Origin of the sequence: Citrobacter amalonaticus (assembly GCF_037053465.1) — a bacterium.
Classification (GTDB): domain Bacteria; phylum Pseudomonadota; class Gammaproteobacteria; order Enterobacterales; family Enterobacteriaceae; genus Citrobacter_A; species Citrobacter_A amalonaticus_H.
In genome coordinates this window covers 135,683-145,858 of record NZ_JBALIF010000006.1, presented here as the reverse complement: position 1 = coordinate 145,858, position 10,176 = coordinate 135,683, and the positions used below count along the sequence as shown (strand labels likewise).

At 55.8% G+C, this 10,176-nt stretch carries 10 protein-coding genes; 4 read left to right on the top strand and 6 right to left on the bottom strand.

Going from position 1 to position 10,176, the window contains the following annotated elements; all coding sequences use genetic code 11:
• The first annotated feature begins 96 nt into the window (after positions 1–96).
• Positions 97–192 carry a stress response membrane protein YncL gene (yncL, locus tag WB371_RS12170; RefSeq protein ID WP_336220327.1) on the top strand — a complete coding sequence of 32 codons (96 nt, stop codon included), beginning with the start codon at positions 97–99 and terminating at the stop codon, positions 190–192.
• A gap of 94 nt (positions 193–286) precedes the next feature.
• Here the strand turns inward: yncL and patD are convergent, their stop codons facing one another.
• The 6 genes from patD to WB371_RS12140 form a co-directional block, all read right to left on the bottom strand.
• Positions 287–1,711, bottom strand: a complete 1,425-nt coding sequence (gene patD / locus WB371_RS12165) for an aminobutyraldehyde dehydrogenase (RefSeq protein WP_336220326.1) — start codon at positions 1,709–1,711, stop codon at positions 287–289.
• A gap of 21 nt (positions 1,712–1,732) precedes the next feature.
• Entirely contained in the window at positions 1,733–2,539 is an 807-nt protein-coding gene (locus WB371_RS12160; RefSeq protein ID WP_336220325.1) for an ABC transporter permease, read from the bottom strand.
• Positions 2,529–3,473 (bottom strand): ABC transporter permease, encoded by a 945-nt coding sequence (locus WB371_RS12155; protein WP_336220324.1) that lies wholly within the window; start codon positions 3,471–3,473, stop codon positions 2,529–2,531. The genes WB371_RS12160 and WB371_RS12155 overlap by 11 nt, the downstream gene beginning before the upstream one ends.
• Positions 3,474–4,487: an ABC transporter ATP-binding protein gene (locus WB371_RS12150; RefSeq protein WP_336220323.1), complete on the bottom strand. Its 1,014-nt coding sequence runs from the start codon at positions 4,485–4,487 to the stop codon at positions 3,474–3,476.
• Between the two features lie 17 nt (positions 4,488–4,504).
• Positions 4,505–5,650 (bottom strand): putative ABC transporter substrate-binding protein YdcS, encoded by a 1,146-nt coding sequence (gene ydcS / locus WB371_RS12145; protein WP_336220322.1) that lies wholly within the window; start codon positions 5,648–5,650, stop codon positions 4,505–4,507.
• Positions 5,651–5,973: 323 nt separating this feature from the next.
• Positions 5,974–7,383: a PLP-dependent aminotransferase family protein gene (locus WB371_RS12140; protein WP_336220321.1), complete on the bottom strand. Its 1,410-nt coding sequence runs from the start codon at positions 7,381–7,383 to the stop codon at positions 5,974–5,976.
• Between the two features lie 168 nt (positions 7,384–7,551).
• Here WB371_RS12140 and WB371_RS12135 point away from each other — a divergent pair, with 168 nt between their 5' ends.
• Genes WB371_RS12135 through WB371_RS12125 form a run of 3 tightly spaced genes read left to right on the top strand, consistent with a single transcriptional unit; the run spans position 7,552 to position 10,093 of the window.
• Positions 7,552–8,955: a cytochrome ubiquinol oxidase subunit I gene (locus tag WB371_RS12135; RefSeq protein WP_336220320.1), complete on the top strand. Its 1,404-nt coding sequence runs from the start codon at positions 7,552–7,554 to the stop codon at positions 8,953–8,955.
• On the top strand, positions 8,955–9,965 hold the full coding sequence (cydB, locus tag WB371_RS12130) for a cytochrome d ubiquinol oxidase subunit II (protein ID WP_336220319.1): 1,011 nt from the start codon (positions 8,955–8,957) through the stop codon (positions 9,963–9,965). Before WB371_RS12135 ends, cydB begins: the two co-directional genes overlap by 1 nt.
• Entirely contained in the window at positions 9,965–10,093 is a 129-nt protein-coding gene (locus WB371_RS12125) for a DUF2474 domain-containing protein (protein ID WP_336220318.1), read from the top strand. Before cydB ends, WB371_RS12125 begins: the two co-directional genes overlap by 1 nt.
• The last annotated feature ends 83 nt before the right edge of the window (positions 10,094–10,176 follow it).

The following is a 10,176-nucleotide window of genomic DNA, read 5'->3' as shown; positions in this document are numbered from 1 at the left end:
TTTTATCACCACTGACGTTAAGTCTTCGTTTTGTACTATTGCAGATTGTGCAATACCGGACTATACAGATAGGGGCAATAACCCAGGGTGGCAAAAATGAATGTTTCCAGTAAAACCGTTGTGTTGATAAATCTCTTTGCTGCTGTCGTTTTGTTTGCTCTTATCTCATTGAGATTTGGCTGGTTTATTTAATCCTCTGAATACTTGCAGCGCAGACGGGCAGAGAGAACGTCTCTCTCTGCCTTCGACTGACGATCCTGCTGTCGCCCTGTGGCGTCAATTATCCTTAATGTTTAACCATCACGTGGCGGATCACGGTGTAATCCTCCAGCCCATAAAGTGACATGTCCTTGCCATAACCCGAAAGTTTCTGACCACCGTGCGGCATTTCGCTGACTAACATGAAATGGGTGTTGACCCACGTACAACCGTACTGCAGTCGCGCGCTGACCCGATGCGCCCGGCCCACGTCACGCGTCCAGACGGAGGAAGCCAGCCCATATTGCGAGTCATTTGCCCATTCCAGCACCTGCTCTTCGTCCTCGAATACCGTCACGCTGACCACCGGACCAAACACTTCCCGCTGAACGATGGCATCCTCCTGCTTAGCGCCGGCCAAAAGCGTTGGCGCGAAGTAATAGCCTGGCCCGTCCACTTTTTTCCCGCCGGTAATGACCTGGATATGGCCCAGCGCTTTGGCCTCTTCGACCGCGCTGGTGACGCGTTCAAGATGAGCCTGCGAACTCAGCGGCCCCAGTTCTGTTGACGCCTCTTCCGGCGCGCCGGTTTTCAGGCTGGCAACCGCGGCCCCCAGTTTTTCAACCAGCGCATCATAAACCCCCTTCTGTGCGTAAATGCGACAGGCGGCGGTACAGTCCTGTCCGGCATTGTAAAAACCGAAGGTGCGAACGCCTTCCACCACCGCATCCACATCGGCGTCGTCAAACACAATCACCGGCGCTTTCCCGCCAAGTTCCATATGGGTGCGCTTAATTGACGGCGCGGTGTGGCTGAGAATGTGCTCACCGGTGGCGATCGAACCGGTTAACGAGACCATCCGGACTTTTTTGTGCCCCGTCAGCGGATCGCCCACCGTTTTGCCTCTGCCGAACAGCACATTGAGCACCCCCGGAGGGAAAATATCTTTCGCGTATTCCGCCAGCTTCAGCGCGCTCAGGGGCGTAATTTCCGACGGTTTGATCACCACGCAGTTACCGGCCGCCAGCGCGGGCGCCAGCTTCCACGCCGCCATCATCAGCGGATAGTTCCACGGCGCGATGGAGGCCACCACGCCCACCGGATCGCGGCGAATCATGGACGTGTGCCCTTCCAGATACTCCCCGGCCGCCAGTCCGTTCAGGCAACGGGCGGCCCCGGCAAAAAAGCGAAACACATCGACAATCGCCGGGATCTCATCATTGAGCGCGCAGTGCAACGGCTTGCCGCAGTTACGGGATTCCAGTTCGGCAAACTCTTGCGCATTCGCCTCGATCACATCCGCCAGTTTCAGCAACATTTCGCTGCGCGCCTTTGGCGTGGTCTGGCCCCACTCAGTAAAGGCCCGATCGGCAGCCTGGACTGCGGCGTCCACCTGAGCCGCTGACGCTTCGGCAATTTCCAGCAATATCTCGCCGGTGGCCGGGTTATAGACGGGCTGTTTTTCACCTTCACCGCTGACCAGCTCGCCGTTAATCAGTAATTGATGTTGCATAGCAATTTCCCATGTCGTTGTTTATTTACCGTTTACGGCGACGCTGTCGCCTTCACGCGTTAGCCACCAGGCCCCTAAAATTGGAAACGTTGTCGCCAGCATCACCAGCAGCGCCACGACGTTCGTCACCGGCACATCGCGCGGTCGCCCTAACTGATTGAGCAACCACAGCGGTAACGTCCGTTCATGACCAGCGGTAAAGGTCGTCACGATGATTTCATCGAACGACAGCGCAAACGCCAGCATTCCCCCCGCCAGCAGTGCCGACCCTAAATTCGGTAGTACCACGTAGCGGAAGGTTTGCCAGCCGTTCCCCCCCAGATCCATTGATGCTTCAACCAGACTCCATGAGGTCCGGCGAAAGCGCGCAATCACGTTGTTAAACACCACCACCACACAGAACGTGGCGTGCCCCACGACAATCGTCAAAAAGCCGGGGTCGAGATCCATCGCCTTAAACGCGGTCAGTAACGCCAGCCCGGTGACTATCCCTGGCAACGCAATCGGCAGCAGCAGTAAAAGGGAGATGGCCTGCTTTCCAAAGAAATCACGCCGCCAGAGCGCCGCCGCAGCCAGTGTGCCAAGCACCAGTGCAATCGCAGTCGACAGCGCCGCAATTTTAAGTGACAACGTCACTGCATCCAGAATATCGCTACGCTGCGCGGCGACGCTGAACCAGCGCAGCGTTAGCCCCTGCGGGGGAAAGCTAAAGGCCGCGTCTTCCGTATTAAAAGCATAGGTTGCGATAATCAGAATCGGAAAGTGCAGGAAAACCACCCCGCCCCAGGCGGCCAGTTTGAGGAACCACGGTGCGCGTTCAGAGTGCATCGAATGCTCCCAGGCGTTTCACGAACGCCAGGTAAAGGGCTATCAGTACAATCGGCACCAGCGTGAACGCGGCGGCCATCGGCATGTTGCCAATCGCCCCCTGCTGGGAATAGACCATGTTGCCGATAAAATAACCCGGCGGGCCCACCAGTTGCGGCACGATAAAGTCGCCGAGGGTCAGGGAAAAGGTGAAAATTGAACCCGCAGCGATACCGGGGATTGCCAGCGGCAAAACCACATAGCGGAAAGTTTGCCGGGGACGCGCCCCCAGATCGGCGGACGCCTGAAGCAGCGACGGCGGCAGACGCTCAAGCGCCGCCTGCACCGGTAAAATCATGAACGGCAGCCAGATGTAAACGAAGACCATAAACCGGCCCAATCCGGATGTTGAGAGCGTGTTTCCGCCCACCGCAGGCAGCGTCAGAATACTGGTCAATACGGATTCCAGCCCGAGATGGGTTAAAAACCATTGCGCCACGCCGTCTTTAGCCAGCAGCAGCGTCCATGCGTAGGCTTTCACAATGTAGCTCGCCCACATCGGAAGCATCACGGCAATATAGAAAAAGGCTTTCATTTTCCCGCTGGTGTAGCGCGCCATGTACCACGCCATGGGAAACGCCAGAATCGCGCAGGCGATGGTGACCGCAATCGCCATTGTCAGGGTGCGGATGATGATGTCGTAATTGGCCGGGTTAAACAGCGCCCGGAGATTCGCCAGCGTCAGATCCGGGGTCACTGACATGGTGAAATCATCAAAGGTATAAAACCCCTGCCACAGCAGCGTCATCAGCGAGCCGAAGTAGACAATGCCAAACCACATCAGCGGTCCGAGCAGCAGCAGAAACAGTCCCAGTCCTGGCTTGCGCCAGAATAAGCCAGAAATTTGACTCAGCCTGCCAGTGTGAGAAGGCGCAGAGAGGACATTCATTGCCATTTACCTCTCCTCAACCAGCGGCACCATGACCTCACGCGGCCATGACGCCATCACCTGCTGACCGGGTACAAGGGTTGCTGACAGTGATTCACCGCTCTGGTTGGCCTGACTGACCAGCAGCTTTCCACCGCCTGAGAGTGTTAACTCCACGCGGGTTGCCGCCCCCTGAAACTGTACTGCCTGAATCACTCCCAGCGTCTGGATCTCACCAGGAACGTTCAGCCGAATATGCTCAGGGCGCAGCGAATAGCTGCCCGCCATGCCACAGACCGTTGATGACATCACCGGGTCGAAGACGTTGGATGTGCCCACAAATCCCGCGACAAACGGCGTGCGCGGGCGCAGATATAACTCGCGCGGCGAATCCACCTGTTCAATTCGCCCGTTGTTGAATACCGCCACGCGGTCAGACATCGACAGCGCCTCACCCTGATCGTGGGTGACAAAAATAAAGGTGATCCCAAGCGACTGCTGGAGCTTTTTTAGCTCCAGTTGCATCTGTTCACGAAGTTTCAGATCCAGCGCGCCGAGCGGTTCATCCAGCAGCAACACGCGCGGTTCGTTCACCAGCGCGCGGGCAATCGCCACCCGCTGACGCTGGCCGCCGGAGAGCTGCGAGGGTTTACGCTCATACGCAAATCCGAGGGCGACTTTTTCCAGCGCGTCACGTGCCATCGTGTGACGACGCTTCTTGTCGACGCCTTTAACCATCAGGCCATAGGCGACATTGTCGAGGATCGACATGTGCGGAAACAGCGCATAGTCCTGAAACACGGTGTTCACATCCCGCGCCCACGGCGGTAACTCGCTCGCCGGCTTGCCAAAGATCGCAATCGATCCGCCGGAGAGCTGTTCAAATCCGGCAATCAGGCGCAGACAGGTGGTTTTGCCGGAGCCGGATGGCCCCAGCATGGAAAAAAATTCACCGTCGTTAATCGCAATACTGATGCCATCGACGGCCCGTACGTCACCGTAAAGACGCGAGACGTTATCAAACTCCACTGCGTACGTCATAAATCACCCCAGTGAAATCAGCGACCGCCCATAATGGCGATATAGTCCTGCGTCCAGCGGCTGTACGGCACGAATTTTCCGCCCTCGGCAACCGGTGTTTTCCAGAAGGCGATTTTGTCGAAGTAACTGTAGCCGTTAGTTTCACACCCGTTTTCACCGAGCAGCGTGCTGGCTTTACAGCCTTCGGTGACAACCGGAAGCGACCCAAACCACGCCGCGACATCGCCCTGTACTTTAGGCGTCAGCGACCAGTTCATCCATTTGTAGGCGCAAACCGGATGTTTCGCGTCGCTGTGCAGCATGGTGGTATCCGCCCAGCCAGTGACGCCCTCTTTCGGGAAGACGGTGGCGATGGGTTGTCCTTCGCCTTTCAGGGCATTTGCCTGATACGGCCAGGCGCTGGAGGCCACCACACCTTCATTTTTGAAGTCGCTCATCTGTACGGTGGTATCGTGCCAGTACCGGTGAATCAAACTGTGCTGGTCGCGCAGAACTTTCAGTACCGCCTGATACTGCGCTTCCGTGAGCTGATACGGGTCGCTGATACCCAGTTGCGGCTGCGTTGCCTTGACGAACAGCGCAGCATCGGCAATGTAAATCGGTCCGTCATAGGCCTGTACGCGGCCTTTGTTGGTCTTGCCGTCCGGCAAGTTTTGCCCGACAAACACCACACTCCAGCTATCAGGCGGCGTCGGGAACGTTTTGGTGTTGTACATCAGCAGGTTGGGTCCCCACTGATACGGTGTGCCGTAGACATTACCCTTCACGTTGAACCAGTCGCCTTTGACTAAGCGCGGATCGAGGGTTTTCCAGTTCGCAATAAGCGCCGTATTAATCGGCTGCACACGTTTCCCCATGATCAAACGCAGCGAGGCATCACCGGAAGCCGTAACCAGATCGTAACCGCCTTTTGCCATCAGGCTGACCATTTCATCCGACGTGGCGGCCGTTTTGACGTTTACCGCACAGCCCGTCTCTTTTTCGAATTGCGTCACCCAGTCGTACTGTTTATCGGTCTGACCGCGCTCGATGTATCCCGGCCAGGCGATAATGTCCAGGCGGCCTTCCGGTTTATCTAATGAGGTTGGTGGTTCGGCGGCGTGAGCGGTGAAAAGCGTCATACTGAGCGCACACAGGCTGCTGCGGGCAAATTTCTTGCACATAAGATCTTACTCCTGTCGCAAAATATTGAGCGGCAGCCTTGCCGTAAATATATGTCCTTTCCTGAGAATAGTCGGCGCGTCTGCAGCGCACCTCCCGGGGTGAAAAAATTTAATCAGGTTGTGACATAACGCGCATATCGCCCTGAAACAGGCCGATATGTGGTCATCTTCTGGTGTACAGACAAGGGGTTAGGGAAAACGTCGAAAAAATGAACGCTATTGCGGGTTCCTGTGATGGCGCGGAGGAAATAAGGTCGAAGCCATATTACCGCTATTTTAAAATAACAACGCGCCACGCGTTTATATTGAATGGCGCGCTGGATTTATTTCATTTGTTCACGAATAAGCAGGCCGAGTTGTTTTACCGCCGCTTCTTCGCGTTCTCCCCATCCCCAGGCCGTATTGAAACGGAAAAAACATTTCCAGGTATCCGATGTCGAAAACATTTTTCCCGGCGCGATGCTTATCTGATGAGCCAACGCCAGCGAAGTGAGTTCTCCCGCATCCAGCGATTCCGGCAGTTCCAGCCAGAGAAAATAGCCGCTGTTATTATGATGAATTTTCACCTCCGCAGGCAGGTGGCGCAGTAACGTCTGCCAGGCCTGCTGTTTGCGCTCTGCAAGCTGGCGACGCAGGCGACGAAGATGGGCGTCATAGCGACGCGTGGAGAGGTAATCCACCAGCGCCAGTTGCATGGGGGAACTGGTCGATAACGTGCTCATCAGTTGTAAGCGCTGGATCAGGCGAGCATGCTTACCTGCGGCGACCCAACCAATGCGAAATCCCGGCACCAGACATTTGGAGAACGACGAGCAGTGCAGCACGTTATCCTTGCGATCCCATGCTTTGGCCGGTAGCGGTTTTTCCCGGCCAAAATAGAGTTCGCTGTAAACATCATCTTCAATCAACATCACATTATGGCGATCGAGTATCTCAATCAGGCGCGCTTTTTTCTCCGGACTGAGGGTGAAGCCGAGCGGATTCTGGCTGTTAGTCATAAGCCAGCAGGCTTTCACCGGATAATCCTGTAAAGCCTGTTCCAGCGCCGTCAGATCGATCCCCTCTTTCACATCTGTCGCCACCGACAGCGCTTTTAACCGCAGCCGTTCCAGCGCCTGCAGCGCGCCATAAAAACAGGGGTTTTCCACAATCACCCAGTCACCCGGTTCCGTCACCGCCTGCAGACTCAGATTGAGCGCTTCCAGCGCCCCGGCGGTAATCACAATTTCATCAGGTGAGACGGTCATCCCCTGTAACGCATAGCGACGGGCAATGGCATGGCGTAACTCTGCGTTACCCGGCGGCAGGTTTTCAATCACGCTCATGGCGGTGGCCGTTTTACTGACCTGGGCCAGCGAGCGGTTCAGTTGCTGTAGCGGAAACAGACGCGGATCCGGAAACGCCGAGGCAAATGGCATCACCGACGCGTCACGGCTGGCCTGGAGCATCTCAAAAATAGAGGTGTTAATGTCCACCGCCTCATCACGCATGATCTGCGCCGGGGGGACAGTTGGCTGACGTACGGGACGAGGCGCGACGTAGTAGCCGGACTGTGGACGGGCAATAATCCGCCCCTGGCTTTCCAGTAGCTGATAGGCATGGCCCACCGTCATAAAACTCATTCCGCTGCTGACGACCTGTTCACGCAGTGACGGCAGTCGATCGCCGGGTTGCCAGACGCCAGACGCAATCTGCTCGCAGATCTGTTCTGCCAGTCGTTGATATTTTTTCATCGTTATACGCTCGAATGTCCATGCAGGTGACACCTGAGTGTATATCAGTGAATAAAATACTCAACATCCTGGTAACTGTTATGGTTTTAAAAGCCTGGACTGTTCCTGCCACTCAATACGCTACAGGCATAAAATTGCGCTGAATCAATTTTAAGTGTGGGGCTTTGCATGTTTGGTCTTGATGCGTTTCACCTGGCGAGGATCCAGTTTGCATTTACGGTTTCCTTCCACATAATTTTTCCGGCAATCACCATTGGCCTTGCCAGTTATCTTGCCGTGCTGGAAGGACTTTGGCTGAAAAGCAAAAATCCGGTCTGGCGTTCGCTTTATCACTTCTGGTCGAAAATCTTCGCCGTCAACTTTGGGATGGGCGTAGTTTCGGGTCTGGTGATGGCCTACCAGTTTGGCACGAACTGGAGCGGGTTTTCCGAGTTCGCGGGCAGTATTACCGGGCCATTACTGACCTATGAAGTGCTCACTGCGTTCTTCCTGGAAGCCGGTTTTCTCGGCGTGATGCTCTTTGGCTGGAATAAAGTCGGCCCCGGCCTGCACTTTTTCTCCACCTGCATGGTTGCGCTAGGCACTATTATTTCCACCTTCTGGATCCTGGCCTCAAACAGTTGGATGCAAACGCCACAGGGCTTTGAGATTGTGAATGGACAGGTCGTGCCCGTGGACTGGTTTGCGGTCATTTTTAACCCGTCCTTCCCCTATCGTTTGCTGCACATGTCGGTGGCGGCGTTTCTGAGCAGCGCGCTGTTTGTTGGCGCTTCGGCAGCCTGGCATCTGCTGCGTGGAAACAACACTCCTGCCATTCGCGCCATGTTCTCGATGGCACTGGCAATGACGCTGATTGTCGCTCCGGTTCAGGCATTGATTGGCGACATGCACGGTCTGAACACCCTCAAACATCAGCCCGCCAAAATTGCGGCGATTGAAGGTCACTGGGAAAACCCGCCAGGAGAGGCCACCCCACTGCTGCTGTTTGGCTGGCCGGATATGGAACAAGAGCGCACCCGTTACGGACTGGCAATCCCGGCGTTGGGCAGTCTGATCCTGACCCACAGTCTGGATAAACAGGTTCCGGCGTTAAAAGAATTTCCGAAAGAAGATCGCCCGAACTCAACGATCGTCTTCTGGTCGTTTCGCATTATGGCGGGCCTCGGCATGCTGATGATTCTGCTGGGCGTTTGCGCACTGTGGTTACGCTACAAACAGCGGCTGTATACTTCGCGTCCTTTCTTGCGCTTTGCGTTATGGATGGGACCGTCCGGACTTATCGCCATTCTGGCCGGATGGGTGACGACCGAAGTGGGCCGCCAGCCGTGGGTGGTCTACGGTCTGCAACGCACTGCTGATGCGGTTTCCGCTCACGGCGACCTGCACATGAGTATTTCGCTTCTGGCGTTCTTTGTTGTCTACAGCTCCGTGTTTGGCGTCGGCTACAGCTACATGATTCGTCTTATCCGCAAAGGGCCGCAGGATGATGACGCCACGACACCGCCAACCGGCACGCCTGCCAGACCGCTGTCGGCTGCCGTCCTCGATTCTCAACATGAGGCACATCGCTAATGGGTATTGATTTATCGGTTATCTGGTTTGTCATCATCGTCTTCGCCACGCTGATGTACATCGTGATGGATGGATTCGATTTAGGCATTGGTATTTTGTTTCCCTCTACGCGCGACGCAGAGGATCGTGATGTGATGGTCAACAGCGTCGCTCCGGTCTGGGACGGTAATGAAACCTGGCTGGTTCTTGGCGGCGCCGGGTTGTTTGGCGCTTTTCCGCTGGCCTATGCGGTGATTATTGATGCGTTGACGATCCCGCTGACCCTGATGCTGATCGGGCTGATATTTCGCGGCGTCGCCTTTGAATTTCGTTTTAAGGCGACACCGGCTCATCGCCCATTCTGGGATAAAGCGTTTATCGGCGGGTCGGTTCTGGCGACATTCAGCCAGGGCGTAGTGGTTGGCGCGGTGATTAACGGATTCCCGGTCACGGGTCGCAGTTTCAGCGGCGGTCCGTTTGACTGGTTAACGCCCTTCTCACTGTTCTGCGGCGTGGGCCTGGTGGTCGCGTATGCGCTGCTGGGCGCTACCTGGCTGGTGATGAAGAGTGAAAACCCGTTGCAGGATAAGATGCGTGTCGTGGCGAAAAAGCTGTTGCTGGCGATGCTTGTGGTGATCGCCATCATCAGTCTGTGGACGCCGCTGGCGCACCCGGCTATCGCTGAGCGCTGGTTTACACTGCCCAACCTGTGGTTCCTGTTGCCAGTACCGTTGTTGGTCGCGGCGATCGGTTTCTGGCTGTGGCGAACACTGAATCAACCAGACAGCCACGCGCTGGCGTTTGTACTGACGCTGGGGTTAATTTTTCTCGGTTTCAGCGGGCTGGGGATCAGTATCTGGCCTCATATTATTCCGCCGTCTGTTACCCTCTGGCAGGCGGCAGCGCCCGCGCAGAGCCAGGGCTTTATGCTGGTCGGCGCCTTACTGATAATCCCGATTATTCTGGTCTATACCTTCTGGAGCTACTACGTGTTCCGTGGAAAAGTTCAACATGGCGAGGGGTATCACTGATGCAACAACCTGTCTGGAAGCGCCTGATGTGGCTGGCGATCATCTGGGGCGGTAGCGTGCTGGCGCTGGCTGCGGTGGGCATGTTCTTCCGTGTGATCATGACGGCTGCAGGCTTTAAATCTCACTAAGTATAACGGGTAGGCTTCACGCTTACCCGTTGCTGACAAACCCTTTGCACTAACTTGAGAAGTTGAATAATAACCAGACGAAA

What these genes read in the sequence shown, in the direction of transcription:
- patD (WP_336220326.1), bottom strand. Translation starts at nt 1,711, where the DNA reads ATGCAACATCAATTACTGATTAACGGCGAGCTGGTCAGCGGTGAAGGT.
- WB371_RS12125 (WP_336220318.1), top strand. Translation starts at nt 9,965, where the DNA reads ATGCAACAACCTGTCTGGAAGCGCCTGATGTGGCTGGCGATCATCTGG.
- yncL (WP_336220327.1), top strand. Translation starts at nt 97, where the DNA reads ATGAATGTTTCCAGTAAAACCGTTGTGTTGATAAATCTCTTTGCTGCT.
- WB371_RS12140 (WP_336220321.1), bottom strand. Translation starts at nt 7,383, where the DNA reads ATGAAAAAATATCAACGACTGGCAGAACAGATCTGCGAGCAGATTGCG.
- WB371_RS12150 (WP_336220323.1), bottom strand. Translation starts at nt 4,487, where the DNA reads ATGACGTACGCAGTGGAGTTTGATAACGTCTCGCGTCTTTACGGTGAC.
- ydcS (WP_336220322.1), bottom strand. Translation starts at nt 5,650, where the DNA reads ATGTGCAAGAAATTTGCCCGCAGCAGCCTGTGTGCGCTCAGTATGACG.
- WB371_RS12155 (WP_336220324.1), bottom strand. Translation starts at nt 3,473, where the DNA reads ATGGCAATGAATGTCCTCTCTGCGCCTTCTCACACTGGCAGGCTGAGT.
- cydB (WP_336220319.1), top strand. Translation starts at nt 8,955, where the DNA reads ATGGGTATTGATTTATCGGTTATCTGGTTTGTCATCATCGTCTTCGCC.
- WB371_RS12160 (WP_336220325.1), bottom strand. Translation starts at nt 2,539, where the DNA reads ATGCACTCTGAACGCGCACCGTGGTTCCTCAAACTGGCCGCCTGGGGC.
- WB371_RS12135 (WP_336220320.1), top strand. Translation starts at nt 7,552, where the DNA reads ATGTTTGGTCTTGATGCGTTTCACCTGGCGAGGATCCAGTTTGCATTT.